The organism is Parapedobacter deserti (assembly GCF_042646065.1).
GTDB classification, from domain to species: domain Bacteria; phylum Bacteroidota; class Bacteroidia; order Sphingobacteriales; family Sphingobacteriaceae; genus Parapedobacter; species Parapedobacter deserti.
The window spans coordinates 356,578-375,829 of record NZ_JBHRTA010000038.1 but is presented as its reverse complement, the minus strand read 5'-3'; the positions used below and the strand labels follow the sequence as shown (position 1 = coordinate 375,829).

Here is a 19,252-nt window from a genome sequence, read left to right as displayed (position 1 = left end):
CATTTTTTTGCGTATTATAGTTGGTAATTCAAGCATAACTCCCTTAAATTCATACATGCAGCATCGCATCCTGAAGTACGTTTACAGCACTATGCATCTCACTCCGAAAGTTTTCCTATTCATTTCTTTTCTTTTGGCAAGCACCTGGGCAAATGCACAGCGCTCAACCACCAGTTCGCCTTATTCACGGTTTGGTTTAGGCGAGATACGGGGAGATCTCCTGCCACAAACCCGTGCAATGGGAGGAATCTCAACAGGCGTTCGTTACCTAAGCGGGTATGGTAATATTAACGTGGGTAATCCAGCGTCCTATTCAGCGCTGGCACTCACTACCATAGATGTGGGGGTTTTTGGAAACATTACCCAACTCAGTAAAAATCAACTTTCTGAAGACTCTTACAATTTTGCGCTCAGTCACATCAACTTCGGCATCCCATTGGGGCGGCCCGGCGGAATCAGCTTTGGCATCATGCCGTTTTCCGATGTCGGTTTCAGCTACGCCATACCCGGTAATATCGATACCACAAACATCCGCACCGTATATGCTGGCGCGGGTGGTACAACCAAGGCCTATTTGGGATATGGTATTCAGCTTAACAAAAACTTCAGTGTCGGTGTGAATGCTTCCTATATTTTTGGAACATTGGAAAACATCAGGTCTGTAGAAATCCCCAACGACATTGGTGCGCTGAACGTCAGAATAGACAGCAGTCAGTACGTCAACGGATTCAGTTTTGATTATGGCCTGCAATACTTCCAACCGCTTGGGAATAACGTAAGCTTAACCATTGGCTACACAGGCACCGCGGGAACTCCGATGAACACCAGCGCATCGCGCGTGATCACGCGCACGCCGACCAGTGTGGAAAATGATTTTGAAAACCTGCCGGTCGATTCAATCGGTGGCCAGTACGAAGGTCAGAAACAACGAATAGCCATGCCCATGAAACACCGGGTCGGGTTCAGCATTGCGAAGGGCAACAGCTGGATGGTAGGCGGCGATGTAAATTATGCCAAATGGAGCGATTTTCGCATTGGCGACAACAATCCGGGCCTCACTGACAGCTACGGCTTTGCGGTCGGCGGACAGTTTACACCCGATGTTACCTCTGTGCGGTATTTCAATGTGGTGGATTACCGGTTAGGATTCAAATACAATAAGACCCATATCAATATAGATAACCAAAATGTAGACCAAATGGCGCTGACAGCAGGCTTCGGCTTCCCGCTTCCCTCGCTATTCGGCGGCTCTTTTTACAAAATAAATTTTTCCACTGAATTCGGTCAGATGGGTACCTTGTCCAATAACTTGGTACGCGAACGCTACATTAATTTCAACTTAGGGTTTACGCTCAACGAGCGTTGGTTCCGACGCAGACAATACGATTAATGGCTAAACCCGATCGCAACAATGGATAATGAGCGCTCCTAATGAAAAAATTTTCCTTTTTGCGGTAGCTGCGTTGTGCAGCGTGCTCATGTTCGCCGCGTGCGAAACGGACCTGAAGGAGGTAGACCGCATTGCGGCCATTCAAGCCGAAGAACCCGTAGACATCTCCTTGGGGGTAACCGTCATATATAGCGACTCAGCAAAGGTAAAGGCGAAAATGAGCGCGCCTGAAATGCGACATTACAACGTGGAAGAGCCCTATTATGAATTTCAAAAAGGGGTAACCATTATTTTTTATGACGAAAACGGCTTGGAAAGCCAACGCATTACGTCTGATTATGCTATTCAGAAGGAGCTCCAGGAGCTGACTGAATTCAGAGGGAATGTCGTCATCACACGGGCAGATGGGTCAATTATTAAGACGGAAGAGCTTATTCACGATCAGAAAGCCAACACGTTTTACAACCATGTACCCATTGAAGCGTATTTCAAAGATGGAAGAGGTAATTTCATGGGATCTTCTTTTCACTCAGACGGCAACTTTGAAAATATCGAGGTACAGAATTCGACCGGGCTTTACATTTTTGAAGATGGGGAAGGGCCTGCTTTCCGATAGCATGTATGGCCCATTTCTATTTATTTTATTCTTTTTTTGATAAAAGTCGTATCTTGCGCCTCATTTCGAAAAAAGGTCGGACAACCGCCTGAAAACAAGGATTTGACACGAAAAATAACAGCATAACGAAAACAGTTTTATACAGGCTATGGGATTAATGAATTATTTGCGTAACCGGGCAGGAGTGGTTATCATTGTTTTTATCGGTTTCGCAATTTTTGCATTTTTGTTGGGAGACGTGATCAGCTATGGCACACCGTTCTGGGCCCGCCATCAAAACCAGGTGGGCAGCATCAACGGTGAAGCTATTGATATCAACGAATTCAATGCGCAGGTTGAGCAAACCTCGGAAATGTTTCGGCAACAGATGGGCGGCGGCACACTAAATCCGCAGATGAGGTCATGGGCAGTACAGCAGGTGTGGGGCCAATACCTCAATCGAGAGCTGCTGAAAAGCGAGGTGGAACGCATTGGCCTTTCCGTGGGGAAAACAGAATTGAACGACCTTGTGCAAGGGGACAATCCCTCCATGCAAATACAGCAAGCGTTCCGCGATCCGCAAACCGGGCAGTTCGACCGTGGCCAACTTACGGGCTTCATCTCCCAAGTAGGCGCTCTTCCCCAGGGCCACGAAGCGCATGGGCAGTGGGAAGCACTGTTGCAAAGTGTCATTGATGAACGGTTGAGCACCAAATACACCAACCTCATCAACAACAGCATCTATATCACGTCGTTGGAAGCTACCGCAGAATACACCAACCGGAACAAACTGGCTAATTTTGAATACGTACTGCTGGACTACGATTCAGTGCCTGACAGCGCGGTAACCATCACCGAACAGGACTATAAGGATTACTACAATGAAAATAAAGGGGTATTTAAAAACCCCGAGGAAACGCGCAGTTTGGCATTTGTTGTTTTCGATGCAAGCCCAACGGCCCAGGACACCGCAGCGGTGCGAACTGCCATCGAAGAGCTGAAGGCTCAGCTGAGCGAAACGACAACCGATTCGTTGTTTGCAGCAGTCAACTCAGACACTAAATACCCTTTTATCTTCCGTAAACAGGGCGAATTTAGTCCTGCCCTGGACACGCTGCTTTTCAACGTGCCGGTAGGTACAACGGTGGGACCAGTGCTTGCCAACGGTCGGTTTGAGATCGGCAAAGTCGTGGAAACCAAAGTCGGCCCCGACTCGGTAAAAGCCAGCCATATCCTGCTTAACCCGGCAGCGGAAGGCGGCATGGATAGGGCAAAAGCCAAAGCGGATTCCATCAAAGGCCTAATCGAAAACGGAGAGAATTTTGCTGCCCTTGCTATTCAATTCAGTACGGACGAAGGCAGTAAAATCAATGGTGGTGACCTGGGTACATTTGGTCGTGGTATGATGATACCTGCTTTTGAAAACGCCGCTTTTGACGCAAAGCGCGGAGACGTAGTAGTAGTAACTACTCAATTTGGTATCCATATCATCAAAGTTGAAGACCAGATCGGTTCATCACGGGTGGTAAAAGCGGCCATCGTCGACAAGCAGATAACAAGCGGAAAGGAGACAACAAGCGCTGCCTACGCTAAAGCAAGCGAATTCTTCGGAGCCGCCAATCAGAATAATTTCCAGGAAACGGCCGCACAACAAGGTCTTTCGGTACTGAAAGCGGAAGATGTTACGGCAATGGAAACCATGCTTATGGGAACAGAGGTGCCACGTGAACTGGTGAGATGGGCGTTCGACGCCGACCGTAATGAGGTTACGGACAGAATCTACGAGACAGACGACAAATTTATCGTGGCGCAACTTACTGGTATTCGCAAAAAAGGCCAATTGCCGTTGGAAGCAGTAAAAAGTGAAATCGAAGGCGTGGTGCGAAGCAGGGTAAAAGGAAAGAAATTGATAGCCCAGGCTCAAGAGGCTTCCAACGGAGCCAATAGCCTCGCTCAAATCGCACAGAAACTCGGTAAATCCCCGACCCTAGCAGAAAATATCGTATTTTCAAATCCGGTAATACCGGGCGTTGCACAGGAGAATGCGGTCGTAGGTACCGTCTTCGGATTGCAGCCGAAACAGCCGTCAAAACCGATTCGGGGTTCACAAGGTGTGTATGTGGTAGAAGTGACCGGGTTTGTCAACCCAGAGGCTCCTGCAGACCTGGATGCGCAGAAAAGGCAACTGATGCAATCGCTCGCTCAGCGCACATGGTCGCTGGTGTTCCGGGCTTTGCAAGACCAGGCCAAGATTGTCGATAACCGGGCCCAGTTCTTTTAAGACACGGACACTTAGTTTTATTTTCGTAACTTTGTATCCGGATGGTGCAAGCACCGTCCGGATTTTTTTTGTTATGGATATACAAGAAACCGTCATCAATAAAGTAGCGCAAAGTGGTCTGTTGACCGTTGATCTTGCTGATTTTGCTTCAAAGGGCGAGCGGGTACTATATGATATCAAAGACAACTTATTCCAAGGCCTCATTCTGAGGGAAAAGGACTTTAGGGAGTTTGTCAAGAACCATGATTGGGAACAGTATCGCGGCAAGTTTGTCGCCATCACCTGTACGGCTGATGCCATTGTACCCACATGGGCGTATATGCTTCTCGCCAACCGGCTGGCAAGCTGTGCAGAAGACATCGTGTTCGGCGATCTAGCGACACTTGAAACCATGCTATACGAAAGAGCGCTCGAAAAAATTGACATAGAAAAATTCAGAGACCAGCGCGTAGTGGTCAAAGGCTGTGGAGATATCCCAATTCCAGAGTCAGCTTTCGTCAAATTTACCGCCCAACTGAGTAAGGTCGCAAAAAGCATCATGTATGGAGAACCGTGTTCCACCGTCCCCGTATTTAAACGGAAGGCGTAACGCCACTGTCCAACGAAGCCGCATATTAGTTGTATATCGCATCCCATGAAAAAAACGCTCGCCTTAATTTCCGTCATTTTGGGCGCTGTATTGGTTGCCAGCAGCCAACCCCTCCCCTACCTTGAGGAGTCAGCTTTTAAAGCAGGCGAAGAGCTGCACTACCGGCTGCGTTATGGGGTCATTTCAGCTGCAGTGGGCACACTTACCGTGGAGGATTCGAAAATAAAATTTAGCAGCCCGCATACCTACCACTTGTCTGCACGGGGCCAGACCTCCAAGGCATTCAGTGTTTTCTATACGGTCGATAACCGCTACAATTCGTATATCGATTCGCGAACTTTTCTGCCTCATTACTATACTGAAAATATACGGGAGGGAAACTATCGCCGCACGGACATTGTTCGGTTTGACCATCGGACCCGAACGGTGCAGGGCAACAAAGGCACATTCAAAAGTGAATCTGCCCAAACATTCGATTTGTTGTCTGCGTATTACTTCTCCCGCAACCTCGATCTCACCAACGTAAAACCCGGGCAGTCGTTCAAGATGACTTATTTCCTGAATGACGAAATTGCAACATTGGGCATCGAATACATAGGCATCGAAAACGTGAAGACGCCACTTGGAACGCTGGAATGTCTGAAATTCAGCCCAGAAATCACGCCGGGTAGGATATTCAAGAAGGACAGCCGGCTTTACCTATGGGTCACCAACGATGGAAACCGCATTCCGGTAAAAGCGCAAGTAGAGATACTGATCGGCTCGGTAACGCTGGAGATTGCCGATGCCCGGGGATTAAAATACCCTCTTGGGCAGAAAGTAAAAGGCGTGTCAAAATAAAATACAATTGACCATGATGATCGAAATAGGCGCTGTCTTGGTAAGCGAAGAACTGGTTAAAGAAGAGTTTGTATGTAATCTCGGCAAATGCCGTGGCGCTTGTTGCATCGAGGGGGATGCGGGTGCACCGTTGCAGCGTGATGAACTGAGCATGCTGGACGCAATTTATCCCAAAGTAAGACCTTACATGACGGAGAAGGGAATTGCCACGGTGGAAGAGCAGGGCACGCATGTGATCGACGCGGACGGCGACCTCACCACTCCCTGCGTCGACGGTGATAAAGCGTGTGCTTATGTAACCTGGGAAAATGGTATTACAAAATGTGCCATCGAGAAAGCGTATGAACGCGGCGAAATTAACTGGAGGAAGCCCATTTCGTGCCACTTGTATCCCATCCGCGCCACCGCATATCCGGAATTTGACGTGCTGCACTATGACCGTTGGAACATCTGCCGTACTGCCTGTTCCCTCGGCCGCGAACTTAAAGTGCCGGTGTACGCGTTTCTGAAAGAACCGCTCATCCGGAAATATGGCCAGAAATGGTATCAAGAGCTGGAAGAATCGGTAGCCCTGCTATAGGTCATTGTTAAATTATCTTAGTATCTTGCGCCGGTTTTATTCAGACAGGTTACATTCGTTGTTGCCCACCATTCTACATGCTCAAACTAAGTGAAATACAAAAACCCATAACCGGGGAACTGGCCGTATTTGAAGACAAGTTCAAGGACTCAATGCAGAGTTCTGTTCCGCTGCTCGATCGTATCACCCACTACATCGTAAAGCGCAAGGGCAAACAAATGCGGCCCATGTTTGTCTTTTTTTCGGCAGGTTTATCCGGCACGATTAACGATGCCACCCACCGCGGAGCGGCATTGGTGGAGTTGCTGCATACCGCTACCCTGGTACATGACGATGTGGTGGACAATGCTAACGTGCGGCGGGGATTCTTCTCGGTTAACGCACTGTGGAAAAACAAAATCGCAGTATTGGTCGGCGATTTTCTATTGGCAAAAGGAATGCAGCTATCACTGAAAAACAATGATTTTCGGATGCTCAATATCGTCAGCGATGCCGTGCAACAAATAATTGAGGGTGAGCTGTTGCAGCTGGAAAAAGCCCGGCGGATGGACATCGAAGAACCGGTGTACTTTGAAGTCATCAGACAGAAAACCGCCTCGTTGATCGCATCTTGCTGCGCCTGCGGGGCGGCGTCAGCGGGCGCCGATGAAGCAACCATTAACCGGATGCGCCTATTCGGTGAAAAAGTGGGCATAGCTTTTCAGATCAAGGACGATTTATTTGACTTCGGTATTGATGATGTGGGCAAGCCCCTTGGAAATGACATCAAAGAAAAGAAAATCACCCTGCCTTTGATTCATGCACTAAAACAGGTGCGTAAGTCCGAAAAAAGGTATATCATCAATTTGATAAAAAACCACCATGAAGATCGCGAAAAAGTGAACGAGGTGATTGCTTTCGTAAAGGCCAATCGCGGGATGGAGTACGCGACAGCAAAGATGCTGGCATATCAGCAGGAAGCTTTTGAGATCCTTACCCATTTCCCGTCCAATGAATACCGGAATGGGCTTGAACAACTTGTACGATATACAACAGAACGGAATAAATAACATGAGCAACGAAATTTTATTTTTTGGTGGCTTCTTACTTTTCATCATGCTGATGCTGGCTATTGACTTAGGGCTTTTCAGTAAAGGTAATAAAGCAGTAAGTTTCACGAAAGCAGCCATCATGAGTACCGTTTGGGTCAGCTTCGCACTTGGCTTCTATGTTGTCTTACGTGTGTGGGGAGACGAACTGCATGACATCCAGGATTTCGCCCGTCTTGTTGAAGTTACCGAAAAACACCTGCATAATATCCGGCTCATCCCGGGAGATTTTGCGGCGAGCCTCGAACTATATAAACGGAATTTGGCCCTCGAATACATCACAGGTTATGTCGTCGAATATGCCCTCTCCGTCGATAACATCTTCGTGATGGTATTGATCTTCTCATCCTTTGGTGTACCGGCAGAGTATTACCATAAGGTGCTGGTATGGGGTATCATTGGCGCAATTGTACTGCGTTTTCTGTTCATCTTCATCGGTGCGGCGTTGATCAGCGAGTTCGAGTGGATACTTTATTTGTTCGGACTTTTCTTAGTATATACAGGGATCATGATGTTCGTCCACCGCAACCAAGAGGAGGAAATTGATCCGAAAAACCACAAAGTGGTGAAATTTGCGTCAAAATATTTTTCGGTGTATCCCAACTTCGTGGGCAGCAAATTCTTCCATAATGAAAACGGCAAAAAGTATGTCACTCCGCTTTTTCTCGTGCTGCTTGTCATCGAATTTACCGACCTGATATTTGCCGTGGATTCGATACCGGCAATCTTTGCCGTAACCAAAGATCCTTATATCGTCTTCTTCTCTAATATCTTTGCTATACTCGGCTTGCGGTCGATGTTTTTCTTATTGGTCAATATTATCCATAAATTCCACTACCTCAAAACCGGATTGTCGTTTTTACTTGTCTTTATCGGCGCAAAAATGCTATTGCATCACTGGCTGGCCGGTTGGGGATTCACCACATCGCATTCCTTGATTGTTATTGTATCAATATTGGCAATCAGCGTCATTGCGTCGCTTATTTTTCCGAAAAAAACAAAACCAGCGGACCTGTAAAACGGGCAGACACATGACGCATGACGCCGCTACCAACACGACCGGCTGCGAAGGTAACGCGCAGCCGCAAAGTAAGGTAGCCTAACACAGGCAGTTAGAATAACAGATCCTTGATGTCCGGAGTTCTATCGAAAACGCGTTTGGCATACGTACATAACGGAATGATTTTCAAGTCATTTTCTTGCGCAAACGCCACGCCTGCCATTACCAATTCCTTGCCCACCCCTTGTCCGGAGAAGTCCGGGTATACTTCGGTATGGTCGATAATAAACTTACCCTCGCCGGCCCAGGTATAGGTCATTAGACCTGCCTCATTGCCGTCGATCAGTATCCTGAACCGGCCTTTCTTTCCATCGTCGTCTCTGAAAATCTCCATTGTCACATCGCTTTTATAGCCATAGATCACGGCTCGTTGAAGGGCGTTCCTGTTTGTTGGAACAGAAACGCCCATTTATCTGCTTGTTCAGCAATGACCATAGCAGTAGGCTTACCCGCTCCATGACCAGCTTTGGTCTCAATCCGTATCAATACGGGGTTTGGCCCCGTGTGGTATTCCTGCAGACGCGCCGCAAACTTGAAGGAATGGGCTGGTACCACCCGGTCGTCATGATCAGCCGTAGTTACCATTGTAGCCGGGTAAGCCGTATCTGGCTTTAATGCATGATAAGGTGAGTAACGATATAAGTAGTTAAACATTTCTTCGCTATCATCGGCCGTACCATAATCATATGCCCAGCCTGCACCTGCGGTGAATTTATGGTACCGTAGCATGTCCAAGACACCGACGGCCGGAAATGCCACCTTAATTAATTCAGGCCGTTGCGTCATGGTCGCCCCAACCAGCAGACCGCCATTGGAGCCACCTGCAATGCCCAACTTTGCAGAAGATGTATACTTTTCTCCAATAAGGTATTCTGCGGCGGCGATGAAATCGTCAAACACATTTTGCTTATTAAGCTTAGTGCCAGCCAAGTGCCACTTTTCACCGTATTCGCCGCCTCCCCGGAGGTTCGCGACCGCATACACCCCACCCTGCTCCAACAGTATGATGTTAGACGTGCTAAACGAAGGGGTGAGGCTGATATCAAACCCTCCGTAGCCATACAACAACGTCGGGTTATTTCCATCCAGGGCTATTCCCTTTTTGTGTGTAATGATCATGGGCACTTTCGTGCCATCTTTTGAGGTATAAAACACTTGTTTAGATTCGTACCTGGTTGGGTCAAAATCCACACCGGACGCTTTGTACAATTCCGAGTTGCCTGAGGCAATGTCATACTTAAATATTGTGGGCGGATATATATAGGAAGTAAAGGAATAATACAACGTTTTATCTTCTGTTTTGGCGCTGAAGCCGCCGGCCGACCCAACATCCGGCAATTCAATGGTTCGCTCCAAGTTGCCATCGCGGCTGTATTGCTGTACCAAAGAGGTGGCATCTTTGAGGTAGTGAGCGAATATTTTGCCGCCCCCCGTACTTGGATTGAGCACATTGTCCGTTTCCGGTATGAGGTCTACCCAATTTGCAGGCCGGGGGTCGTTTGCATCTACCGTTACGATTTTCCCATTGGGCGCTCCCAAATTAGTGTAAATAAACAGCTTACTCCCGTCATTGTCAACGACGCTGTGATTCTTTTCGAAATTATCCACTACCGTCACGATCGGGCTGCCAGGTTTGGACAAATCCTGGATATACAATTCAGCTCCGCTTGTAGTATTGGCGGCCGAGATGACGAGAAACCGTTCGTCTTCAGTGAGGTATCCACCGATGTAGCGACGCGGCGCATTCGGTCCGTCAAATATTAGTTGATCCGCTTCCTGCGGCGTGCCAAGCCGGTGAAAATAGAGCTTGTGCTGGTCAGTGATACCAGATAGTGCGCTGCCTTCCTTGGGCTTATCATAACTGCTATAATAAAAGCCATCATTCCCCCGCCATGCCAGTCCGCTGAACTTGATATCAACCAGTGTGTCGCCGACGATGGATTTGTCATCTGTGCGGATAACCACCACCTTGCGCCAATCTGAACCACCTTCGGATAGCTGGTAGGCAACTAAACTACCGTCTTTGCTGAATGCTATGCCCGCCATCGAAGTGGTGCCATCCTCAGAAAATTTATTGGGATCAAGGAAAACTTCCACCTCACCGTCATCTCCCTGTTGCCGGTATAGCACGCTCTGGTTCTGCAGCCCGTCGTTCTTATAAAAGTATGTATAGTCGCCTTCTTTGAAAGGAGCGGAAAATTTTTCATAATTCCACAGCTTTTCTAACCTGCGGTAAATGGCATCTCTGAAAGGTATCTGCTCTAGGTAATGTTCGGTCACCTTATTCTGTTCGGCTACCCAGGCCTTGGTATCATCAGCGGTGTCATTTTCGAGCCACCGGTATGGATCGGGCACCTCGGCACTAAAATAGTGGTCTACCACATCGCCTTTTTTTGATTCGGGATATGGCAACAACGAAATTTCCGCTGCAGGGTTAATGGTCTTTTGGTTCTGACAGGCCGCGATACTCATAGCCAATACGATAAAGTTTATGTGTCTATTCATGCGTTACAATAACTCGTAGTGAAAACAAAACTAATAGAATTTCCCATTATGTGCAATGCATGACACAATTTACCTAGCCTATACTGGGTACCAGATCCTGCCAACCATAAACAGGGTATGCCAGGCCCAGCAAACGGCCAATGGTCTGATAGATTTCCTCTTTCGCTATCCCCTGCCGGCGGAAATACCTTACCGAGGTAGCGCCCGCCGATTTGGAAAGCTTCTCTTGGCCATTGGCCGTCAACAGGGGATGGTGGCAAAACGTGGCATCGCGGAAGGCTGGGTACCCCAACACTTCAGCTAAATAGGTCTGCGCCTGAGTAGACTCCCATAAATCGCTGCCCCGGACAACGAGATCGATCCCGAAGTGGGTATCGTCCACCAAAGAAGCGAGTTGATAAGCGGGGAATCCGTCCTTTTTCCGCACGACAAAATATTGCATATACTCAGGCAGAGCCGCAGCCGCAGTATCTATACGCCAGCTGCACCCCGGCGTATCCAACGATAACCTCTTGGTTTTACATGCCCCCGTATAGACGCCCTGCGGATGACCGTTTAGCAGCGTCGTGCGCGAACAATCACAGGCGAACACCACCCCTTTCGCTCGCAATTGGCGCAATGCATCCTCGTACAGCGCCATTCGGTGCACTTGTGAGAAGGTTGCTTCATATTCATGGTAGTCTCGCGGCCCCGTATCCCAGGGAATCTCCAGATAGCTCAATGTATCGAATATGTCCGCCAGATACTCGGACTTTACCCGCTTTCTGTCCAGGTCATCGATACGCAGCAAGATCTGTGCCCCGGATCGCTTGGCGAGCGCTGCTGTCAGAGCAAACGAATACGCGTTGCCCAGGTGCAGGAAGCCGCTGGGTGTCGGTGCAATGCGGGTCGACGTAAACTGTTGCATCCCGGCTAAGTTAGTAAATTAATGTAGATCGGGTAAGCGCCAACTGTTCACTTTTGACACGCAGATTGTCCGTTTTCAAACAGCGCCATGACGTATTCAAAAACTTAATGCGTTGATAATCTTATGATTGTGATTTTGACGCGCGGTTTATATATTTTTTTTCAAAATGCGTGCAACGTTTTAAATACGTCAGCGTCCTAATAGAGACGGAATATTCGAACAGAACGTTAGTCGTTGAACGACCAAGATATAATGTGTGTTTGTGAATCACTGGTTAGCTGGTGTCGCTCCCCGCGATCAACCAGCTTCCAAGTGGTTCGGACGAACAAGAATCGAAAGGAAGCACACCGGAACAGCCACCATGGTCAAAATCAACTTATTGCTCGGCCAGCCACGTCAAAAATTGGTCAACCCATTTATCGGAAGTAGTCGTGTTGTGGAGGCCAAAGCCATGTCCTCCGCTGGGGTACCGGACAAGCCGTGCCGCTGTACCGTATTTTTTTAGAGCTGTTAGATACGCTTCGCTATTCGCTATGGGCACCACGGTATCATCCGCAGCATGCATCAGAAACGTCGGCGGCGTAGCTGCCGTTACCTGCATTTCGTTTGAAAAGCGGACGACGTCTCCAGCCCCGGGATTACTACCCAGCAAATTTTTCTTTGACCCGTTGTGTGTCATCCCCTCCTTCATACTGATGACGGGATACGCCAACAGGGCAAAATCTGGCCGCAGGGATGTACCCTCCGGATTATCGATGAGTGGTTCCTGATGTTGTGTGCAAAGGGTTGATGCTAAATGTCCTCCCGCGGAGAAGCCCACTACACCGATCTTATCCTGTGCTACTCCCCATTCATCTGCTCTTTCCCGTACCAATTGGATAGCGCGCTGGGCATCCTGAAGCGGGCCGATACGCTTATCTATCATGGCATCATCGGTAGGCAACCGGTATTGCAGCACAAAGGCTGCTATGCCGTGCGCCGCGAACGCTTGTGCAACATCATGGCCTTCGTGGCCGATTGCTAAGATGCTGTACCCTCCTCCAGGACAGACGATGACCGCCTTTCCGGCGTGGGCTGTCTTTTTGTTCGGGAGATATGCGGTTAGTGTGGGTTTGGTCACACCAGAAATACGGACTACTCCATGATCGTCCGTTGTCGAAATCTCCTCCATGGACGACGGTTTGCTGTTTGGCACCGCATCATCGTATAAGTTGATAACGACCTGGGAATTTGCAGCTACGGGCGTCACCATGAGCATAATACATATTATCGTACTTGGATACAGCATGCAGCGGTTAATGGTTAGAAACGACGAGCAAATCCAGATCCTTAGGGGTGAGGTTGAATTTATTGGCAATATCCTTGTTCGTGAGATGCCCTTGATAGAGGTAGATGGCATTTCGGATACCGGGCCTCGTCCAGATTAGATTCATAATACTTCCACTTTCACCGATATCTAACAGGATGGGCGTGAAAATGTTAGTCAGCGCGTACGTGGCGGTTCGCGCTACCCTGGACGCGATATTGGGGACGCAGTAATGGATTACATCATATTTCCGGAATACGGGCTGTTCGTGGTTGGTAATTTCCGACGTCTCGAAGCATCCGCCCTGATCAATACTGACATCGATCAGCACAGAATTAGGCTTCATCCTTGACACGGTCTCTTCATTAATGATACATGGACTGCGTCCATTGCTCGCCCGGATAGCCCCGATCACAACGTCGCATCCAATCACCGCCTTGCGCAATACGATGGGTTGGATCACCGATGTGAATACCCTACTTCCTACATTGTTCTGCAAACGGCGGAGCCGATAAACTGAGCTGTCGAACACCTTGACCTGGGCGCCCAGTGCGATGGCTGTCCTCGCAGCGAATTCACCCACCGTCCCAGCACCGAGGATGACCATCTCCGTGGGGGGAACTCCGGTGACCCCGCCCAGCATCAACCCTTTGCCGTCAAATACATTACTCAGGTATTCGGCGGCAATAAGTACGGACGTTGCGCCGACAATCTCGCTCATAGCGCGTACCACTGTAAGGGTATTGCCCTCATCGCGAAGGTACTCATACGACAGTGCGGTCACCTTCTTTTTCATCAGGGCCTGAAGATGATCGAGGCTCATCAATGAAGGTTGTTGGGACGACAACAGCACCTGGCCACTGTGCATCATATTGATTTCCTCCAATGTCGGAGGAGCGATTTTGATGACAATATTAGCCTTGTATACCTCTTCCTTATCATGCACGATAGTCGCTCCCTGCTCACTGTAGTGATGATCAAGAAAATTCGCTGCTGCACCTGCCCCGCTTTCCAGCACGACATCATGGCCGTTTTCAACAAGTAACGCAACGGAGAGCGGGGTCAATGGCACTCGGTTCTCCTGAAAGCTGATTTCTTTGGGAATCCCGATGTATAGGCTGTTTTTCTTCTTTCCAGTTTCAAGCATTGCCTCCTGTGGTTGCAACAATGCCTGCCGCGCCAATTTTGATAACTCGCTCATGATGCGCTTACTTTATCCATAAAACTTGGGTTCAAGATGCGAAAATAGTTAATTTTTTTCAAAATCTAGGCTGATCACAAGAAGTGGTTAGTTCCGGCGTCCCTATTCGAACGACAAGTACAAGCTAAATTGCCGAACGCTTGGTTGTAATTTAAAATTCTGTATATTTGAGGCGTATTTATCCCCATAACGTGTCCATTTTGCTGCCTTTAATCGCACCGGATGTTTGACAGACTTAACATCGTTCCCCGTTGGATTATTTTCACGCTAGATTTATGCTGCAGTGCGACCGCTTTATTTTTTGCCAACCTGCTGCTTAATAGTTTTGCCTTCGACACCATAAATTCTGTAGATTTCAGCCGGAAACTTCTCGTCGTGTCGGTGGTAAGTTCTGCCGTCTTCTACCGGCTAAAAATGTATGCGGGTATCGTACGGTATACCAGTGCCCTGGATTCCGTGCGGATATTGTCTTCAGTAGCACTATGTGTACTCATCCTCTTTCTGCTGAACACCATTTTGATCGCTATTAACCGCTCACCGTTAATTTCCAATAGTCTGTTGGTTGCATACGGTTTAATGAACTTTCTGTTATTGATCACATACCGCTCTACGGTAAAACTTTTCTTTCTGTACATCAAGAACATGAAAGTAAACCGTCGCCAAACGATTATCTATGGTGCTGGCGACGTCGGGATCGCTGCAAAAAGAACCTTAGACCATGATCATGCCGCCGACAACGTGGTTGTCGGATTCATTGATGACAACGTACAGAAAGTGGGTAAGGTAATCGATGGCGTACGCATTTACCATACCGATTATTTTGAACAGCTTATCATACAAGGCAAGGTAGACGAACTTATTATCTCTTCTCATAATGTCCCGGTGGAAAAAAAGGCAGCCATTGTAGATTTGTGCTTGGAGCGAAACATCAAAGTGCTTACCATGCCTCCCATACATCGGTTGATCAATGGGGAAGTAACGCCCAACCAAATCCAAAAGATGCGAATTGAGGATCTGCTGGAAAGGGAGCCTATAAAAATAGATAATCAAACCATTAGTCAGCAATTGCGTGGAAAACGGGTATTAGTCACCGGTGCCGCGGGCTCCATTGGCAGTGAAATCGCGAGGCAATTGGGAAAATATTTGCCGCAAATGATCATCCTAACCGATCAGGCGGAGACACCGTTGCATGAGTTGCAACTGGAGCTGGAGGATTCTCAAAGAAATCAGCTTTATCATGCATTCATCGGGGACATTCGAGACGAGGACCGAATGGACGCCTTATTCCGTACGTTCAAACCACATTATGTGTACCACGCTGCGGCGTACAAGCATGTTCCGATGATGGAGAACCACCCCGTTGAAGCCGTACGCACAAATATATTGGGCACGCGCTTAGTGTCGCGCCTAGCTGTTAGATACGGTGTGGAAAAGTTTGTCATGATCTCTACCGACAAGGCTGTCAATCCAACCAATGTCATGGGCGCGTCTAAGCGAATCGCTGAAATCTACGTACAGACTTACTTCAATCATTTGTTTCAGCAGCATTCCTTATTAAATAGCAATAGCGGCGCCACATACCCCCGATTTATTACTACAAGATTCGGCAACGTGCTCGGTTCCAACGGCTCTGTGATACCCCGGTTTAAAAGCCAAATTGAAAAGGGAGGGCCTGTCACCGTCACACACCCTGAGATCACACGATATTTCATGACCATTCCCGAGGCCTGCCAGTTAGTGCTGGAGGCCGGGTCTATGGGCAATGGAGGCGAAATATATGTATTCGATATGGGCAAGTCGGTAAAAATCGTCGAACTGGCCAACAAGATGATTAAGCTATCGGGCTTGGTCCCCAACAAGGACATCAATATTGAATACACCGGACTGCGACCGGGGGAGAAATTATATGAAGAACTGCTCAACGATCTTGAAAATACGCTTCCCACCCACCATCAAAAGATCATGATTGCTAAAGTAAGGAATTATGATTTCGAGCACATCGAATACGAGGTAAGTCAGCTGATCAACCTGACCAAAAATCAGAACGAGAGGGAAATCGTTCTTAAAATGAAAAAGTTGGTACCCGAGTTTAAAAGTAACAATTCAGTCTACGAAGACCTGGACGAAAAACGAAAAACAGGACTTGACGTTTGAAGACACGTTACAAAAAAGCCTTGGATATAATAAGCAAAAGTGTATTTTTGCAATCCGAATTTACAAACAGAAATGTCAAGTAATCAAAAACATAAAACGGCGGCGCCGGCTCCCGAGAAAAAGCCCGGAAACAGCAACTTCATTATGGAGAACCAAAAGAGCTTGGTGTTCATTATAGGCGGAATAGTTGTGTTGATATTGCTTTATATCGGTTACCAGCGATTCTACCTGGCTCCCCGGGCGGCGACTGCCGCTGACCAACTGTTCAAAGCGGAAACCTACGCAACGGTAGATTCATTGCATCAACGGGCTATTGATGGCGATGGGTCTTATCCCGGATTCCGGGAAATTGCCGAGGAATATGAAAACACGAAGTCAGCGAATATTGCGAATGCATACCTCGGCGGCTTATACCTCCGCCAGGGCAAATATCAAGAGGCGATCGAGGCCCTGGAAAAGTACAGCAATACTGGCAGCACCGTCTTGGATCCCCTTGTCATCGGCTTGCTTGGCGATGCGTATTCTGAGCTCAAGGATTATAAGAAGGCCGCTTCTTACTACAAGAAAGCGGCCGAAAAAAACTCAAATACATTTACCTCACCATTGCTGCTTAAAAAACTAGGGTTGGTATGTGAGGCACAAAACGATTTTAAACAAGCACTTGATGCCTATAAGCGAATCCAAGCAGACTTTCCTGAAAGCCAGGAAGCGTCCGCTATAGAAAGCTACATCGCAAGGGCAGAAGCGCAGCTATAGGCAGTCCCGTTTATTCATGGCAAGCCATAACAAAAATCTATCGGATTTCGCCCACATGGAGGTTGCTTCAGCCGCTCCATACCGGTTTGGTATCATCGTGTCGCAATGGAACGCAGAGGTTACAGGTCGCTTGCTGGAAGGGGCGTTTGACACACTGAAAAGATACGGTGGCTTTGAGGAAAACATCCGTATTGTACAGGTGCCTGGCAGTTATGAATTGACAAGCGGTGCGGACATTGTGCTTCGTGACAAGTCATTGGATGCCGTAATATGCCTGGGTTGCGTTATCCAGGGAGAAACCAAACACTTTGATTATATATGTAGCGCCGTGGCTCATGGCATTGCCAACGTAGCGCTAAAACACAATAAGCCCGTTATTTTCGGTGTGTTGACAACAGACGATCTACAACAGGCTTTGGATAGGGCCGGCGGTAAACACGGCAACAAAGGAGAGGAAGCAGCGGTGACTGCCATACAGATGGCCGCACTCAACGCCGAAATCGGATAAGGTTGCATTATTAATTTGGAATAACCGGATTTCAATACTAGTTTTGCGGTACCCATTTCCATAAGGGGTTCAACATGAGAAGGACGTTCGCCATCAGTATCACACTTGTTTTGCTTGTTTCATTGTCGTTGCAGTCCTGCTCACGAAAATCCTGCCCAGCCTACAACACCTATCCAAAAACCAAACGAATGCGATAATTGTTACTATCATTCAATAATAGACACCGTATTGCGATCATTCATATATTAGCGCTTTCAATATAGTGGCTACTAAAGCTATTTGAAAAGTAGAATTACAGAGATGATGCACAATTTCGTCAAATTTATACTAAACCTATTCACTGCATTACTCGCCTTCGCAGCCATCGTTCAGGGCCAAGTTTCTGATTCAGACATCGAAACAAAACTTTGGGACGCCATCGGTGGAAAGAAAAATTGGGAGGACGCACGCTACTTCATGTTCAGTTGTGTGGGGCGGGAAGATGAATCCTTTGCCCAGGGGGAACGTAAATATCTGTGGGACAAAAAAACAGGGAGTTGCCGTTTCGAAGGGATTACAACGGATGATGAAGCCGCTATCGTGTTATTCAACACCAAAACGGCAGAAGGGACCGTGTACATCAACGGGGTTAAGCTTGACAACCCACGGACCACGGCAGACGTTATCGCCGAGGTATCCGATGAGTTTGAAAAAGATGCTTATTTGTTATTTCTCCCCACAGCATTGTGCGGCGGCCAGGCCTCTTACACCGTCACCGGGGAAAAATTGGTGGGCACACAGCGCTTAGTCGTAATTAATATCAAGAACCCAAAAACAAGTTTCGAAACGCCTGTGGAGGGCCAGTTATACGTTGACTTGCAAACGGGCCAAGCAAAGCGATGGCGGGCAAGCAATAACACAAACCATTTTACGATAAGCGGGTTCAAAGACATCGGCGGTGGCTTGGTTTTGCCTACTCGTTTCACGGGAAGTGACGCAAGCACGAGCATTACTTATCCAATCGCAGCCGCATTGGTCAACATCGAAGAACAAAAGTTCATTAAACCTTAGTCCTTCTCCCACCAGTCATTTTGCAAGCCGTCGATTTCCCGGCGCTCCTTTTTGGTAGGCCTTCCGGTCCCCCTGTCTCGCTTGAGTACCGAAGCGTGATGTATCGTCTTGTGCCCATAAGTCTCCTCAGGCGGAGTCAGATCTTCATAGAAGCTAATTGCCGTTTTAGCATCTACCCGTTTATCGAGTAGGCCAGTCACTTTTACGACCTTCTTTTCGGCCCCTTTCTGGATATGATAGGTGTCTCCCATCTTCACCATGGCAGAAGGTTTAAGGCTCTGCCCATTCAATTTCACCCGACCCGCCTTGCAGGCCTCGGTTGCCAGACTCCGGGTTTTAAAAACCCGGATGGCCCAAAGGTATTTGTCTACGCGTAATTTTTCGTTATCGGCAGCCATGCTGCAAAGTTATGATTTTTACGCCCGTTAACCCGGCGGATGTC

18 protein-coding genes are annotated in these 19,252 nt (G+C 48.0%); 12 read left to right on the top strand and 6 right to left on the bottom strand.

Translation table 11 applies throughout. The features are described 5' to 3' along the window. Positions 1 to 55 precede the first annotated feature (55 nt). From ACFOET_RS14255 to ACFOET_RS14220, 8 genes are all read left to right on the top strand, one after another. Entirely contained in the window at positions 56 to 1,390 is a 1,335-nt protein-coding gene (locus ACFOET_RS14255; protein ID WP_379023791.1) for a hypothetical protein, read from the top strand. 28 nt (positions 1,391 to 1,418) lie between these two features. After that, positions 1,419 to 2,006 carry an LPS export ABC transporter periplasmic protein LptC gene (gene lptC / locus ACFOET_RS14250; RefSeq protein WP_379023789.1) on the top strand — a complete coding sequence of 196 codons (588 nt, stop codon included), beginning with the start codon at positions 1,419 to 1,421 and terminating at the stop codon, positions 2,004 to 2,006. 148 nt (positions 2,007 to 2,154) lie between these two features. Beyond that, positions 2,155 to 4,266: a peptidylprolyl isomerase gene (locus tag ACFOET_RS14245; RefSeq protein WP_379023787.1), complete on the top strand. Its 2,112-nt coding sequence runs from the start codon at positions 2,155 to 2,157 to the stop codon at positions 4,264 to 4,266. 73 nt (positions 4,267 to 4,339) lie between these two features. Then, positions 4,340 to 4,855: a DUF2480 family protein gene (locus tag ACFOET_RS14240; protein WP_379023785.1), complete on the top strand. Its 516-nt coding sequence runs from the start codon at positions 4,340 to 4,342 to the stop codon at positions 4,853 to 4,855. 45 nt (positions 4,856 to 4,900) lie between these two features. Beyond that, positions 4,901 to 5,695, top strand: a complete 795-nt coding sequence (locus ACFOET_RS14235) for a DUF3108 domain-containing protein (RefSeq protein WP_379023783.1) — start codon at positions 4,901 to 4,903, stop codon at positions 5,693 to 5,695. A 16-nt stretch (positions 5,696 to 5,711) separates the two neighbouring features. Then, positions 5,712 to 6,275 carry a DUF3109 family protein gene (locus tag ACFOET_RS14230; protein ID WP_379025122.1) on the top strand — a complete coding sequence of 188 codons (564 nt, stop codon included), beginning with the start codon at positions 5,712 to 5,714 and terminating at the stop codon, positions 6,273 to 6,275. A gap of 77 nt (positions 6,276 to 6,352) precedes the next feature. Then, positions 6,353 to 7,324, top strand: coding sequence for a polyprenyl synthetase family protein (locus ACFOET_RS14225; protein WP_379023781.1), 972 nt, complete (start codon positions 6,353 to 6,355; stop codon positions 7,322 to 7,324). 1 nt (position 7,325) lies between these two features. Next, complete coding sequence (locus tag ACFOET_RS14220) at positions 7,326 to 8,381, top strand: TerC family protein (RefSeq protein ID WP_379023779.1); 1,056 nt, start codon at positions 7,326 to 7,328, stop codon at positions 8,379 to 8,381. Positions 8,382 to 8,475: 94 nt separating this feature from the next. On the opposite strand, the gene ACFOET_RS14215 is transcribed toward ACFOET_RS14220, so the two are convergent. The 5 genes from ACFOET_RS14215 to ACFOET_RS14195 all read right to left on the bottom strand — a co-directional run bounded on the left by ACFOET_RS14215 (position 8,476) and on the right by ACFOET_RS14195 (position 14,342). Next, positions 8,476 to 8,757: a GNAT family N-acetyltransferase gene (locus tag ACFOET_RS14215; RefSeq protein ID WP_379023777.1), complete on the bottom strand. Its 282-nt coding sequence runs from the start codon at positions 8,755 to 8,757 to the stop codon at positions 8,476 to 8,478. Positions 8,758 to 8,783: 26 nt separating this feature from the next. After that, positions 8,784 to 10,928 carry a prolyl oligopeptidase family serine peptidase gene (locus tag ACFOET_RS14210; RefSeq protein ID WP_379023775.1) on the bottom strand — a complete coding sequence of 715 codons (2,145 nt, stop codon included), beginning with the start codon at positions 10,926 to 10,928 and terminating at the stop codon, positions 8,784 to 8,786. 73 nt (positions 10,929 to 11,001) lie between these two features. Further along, positions 11,002 to 11,835, bottom strand: coding sequence for a glutamate--tRNA ligase family protein (locus tag ACFOET_RS14205; protein ID WP_379023773.1), 834 nt, complete (start codon positions 11,833 to 11,835; stop codon positions 11,002 to 11,004). Between the two features lie 376 nt (positions 11,836 to 12,211). After that, on the bottom strand, positions 12,212 to 13,087 hold the full coding sequence (locus ACFOET_RS14200; RefSeq protein WP_379023771.1) for an alpha/beta hydrolase: 876 nt from the start codon (positions 13,085 to 13,087) through the stop codon (positions 12,212 to 12,214). 43 nt (positions 13,088 to 13,130) lie between these two features. Then, positions 13,131 to 14,342 carry an alanine dehydrogenase gene (locus ACFOET_RS14195; protein ID WP_379023769.1) on the bottom strand — a complete coding sequence of 404 codons (1,212 nt, stop codon included), beginning with the start codon at positions 14,340 to 14,342 and terminating at the stop codon, positions 13,131 to 13,133. A 222-nt stretch (positions 14,343 to 14,564) separates the two neighbouring features. Here ACFOET_RS14195 and ACFOET_RS14190 point away from each other — a divergent pair, with 222 nt between their 5' ends. From ACFOET_RS14190 to ACFOET_RS14175, 4 genes are all read left to right on the top strand, one after another. Further along, positions 14,565 to 16,496, top strand: a complete 1,932-nt coding sequence (locus tag ACFOET_RS14190; RefSeq protein ID WP_379023767.1) for a polysaccharide biosynthesis protein — start codon at positions 14,565 to 14,567, stop codon at positions 16,494 to 16,496. Between the two features lie 72 nt (positions 16,497 to 16,568). Continuing rightward, positions 16,569 to 17,252: a tetratricopeptide repeat protein gene (locus ACFOET_RS14185; RefSeq protein WP_379023765.1), complete on the top strand. Its 684-nt coding sequence runs from the start codon at positions 16,569 to 16,571 to the stop codon at positions 17,250 to 17,252. A gap of 16 nt (positions 17,253 to 17,268) precedes the next feature. Next, positions 17,269 to 17,760, top strand: a complete 492-nt coding sequence (gene ribH, locus ACFOET_RS14180) for a 6,7-dimethyl-8-ribityllumazine synthase (RefSeq protein ID WP_379023763.1) — start codon at positions 17,269 to 17,271, stop codon at positions 17,758 to 17,760. A gap of 279 nt (positions 17,761 to 18,039) precedes the next feature. Continuing rightward, complete coding sequence (locus ACFOET_RS14175) at positions 18,040 to 18,810, top strand: hypothetical protein (RefSeq protein ID WP_379023761.1); 771 nt, start codon at positions 18,040 to 18,042, stop codon at positions 18,808 to 18,810. Here the strand turns inward: ACFOET_RS14175 and ACFOET_RS14170 are convergent. Continuing rightward, positions 18,807 to 19,208 (bottom strand): RNA-binding S4 domain-containing protein, encoded by a 402-nt coding sequence (locus ACFOET_RS14170; protein WP_379023759.1) that lies wholly within the window; start codon positions 19,206 to 19,208, stop codon positions 18,807 to 18,809. The genes ACFOET_RS14175 and ACFOET_RS14170 overlap by 4 nt on opposite strands. Positions 19,209 to 19,252 lie beyond the last annotated feature (44 nt).

Excerpts from the sequence above, each read along its gene's own strand:
- ACFOET_RS14255 (WP_379023791.1), top strand. The coding sequence starts at position 56 with ATGCAGCATCGCATCCTGAAGTACGTTTACAGCACTATGCATCTCACT.
- lptC (WP_379023789.1), top strand. The coding sequence starts at position 1,419 with ATGAGCGCTCCTAATGAAAAAATTTTCCTTTTTGCGGTAGCTGCGTTG.
- ACFOET_RS14245 (WP_379023787.1), top strand. The coding sequence starts at position 2,155 with ATGGGATTAATGAATTATTTGCGTAACCGGGCAGGAGTGGTTATCATT.
- ACFOET_RS14240 (WP_379023785.1), top strand. The coding sequence starts at position 4,340 with ATGGATATACAAGAAACCGTCATCAATAAAGTAGCGCAAAGTGGTCTG.
- ACFOET_RS14235 (WP_379023783.1), top strand. The coding sequence starts at position 4,901 with ATGAAAAAAACGCTCGCCTTAATTTCCGTCATTTTGGGCGCTGTATTG.
- ACFOET_RS14230 (WP_379025122.1), top strand. The coding sequence starts at position 5,712 with ATGATCGAAATAGGCGCTGTCTTGGTAAGCGAAGAACTGGTTAAAGAA.
- ACFOET_RS14225 (WP_379023781.1), top strand. The coding sequence starts at position 6,353 with ATGCTCAAACTAAGTGAAATACAAAAACCCATAACCGGGGAACTGGCC.
- ACFOET_RS14220 (WP_379023779.1), top strand. The coding sequence starts at position 7,326 with ATGAGCAACGAAATTTTATTTTTTGGTGGCTTCTTACTTTTCATCATG.
- ACFOET_RS14215 (WP_379023777.1), bottom strand. The coding sequence starts at position 8,757 with ATGGAGATTTTCAGAGACGACGATGGAAAGAAAGGCCGGTTCAGGATA.
- ACFOET_RS14210 (WP_379023775.1), bottom strand. The coding sequence starts at position 10,928 with ATGAATAGACACATAAACTTTATCGTATTGGCTATGAGTATCGCGGCC.
- ACFOET_RS14205 (WP_379023773.1), bottom strand. The coding sequence starts at position 11,835 with ATGCAACAGTTTACGTCGACCCGCATTGCACCGACACCCAGCGGCTTC.
- ACFOET_RS14200 (WP_379023771.1), bottom strand. The coding sequence starts at position 13,087 with ATGGTGACGCCCGTAGCTGCAAATTCCCAGGTCGTTATCAACTTATAC.
- ACFOET_RS14195 (WP_379023769.1), bottom strand. The coding sequence starts at position 14,342 with ATGAGCGAGTTATCAAAATTGGCGCGGCAGGCATTGTTGCAACCACAG.
- ACFOET_RS14190 (WP_379023767.1), top strand. The coding sequence starts at position 14,565 with ATGTTTGACAGACTTAACATCGTTCCCCGTTGGATTATTTTCACGCTA.
- ACFOET_RS14185 (WP_379023765.1), top strand. The coding sequence starts at position 16,569 with ATGTCAAGTAATCAAAAACATAAAACGGCGGCGCCGGCTCCCGAGAAA.
- ribH (WP_379023763.1), top strand. The coding sequence starts at position 17,269 with ATGGCAAGCCATAACAAAAATCTATCGGATTTCGCCCACATGGAGGTT.
- ACFOET_RS14170 (WP_379023759.1), bottom strand. The coding sequence starts at position 19,208 with ATGGCTGCCGATAACGAAAAATTACGCGTAGACAAATACCTTTGGGCC.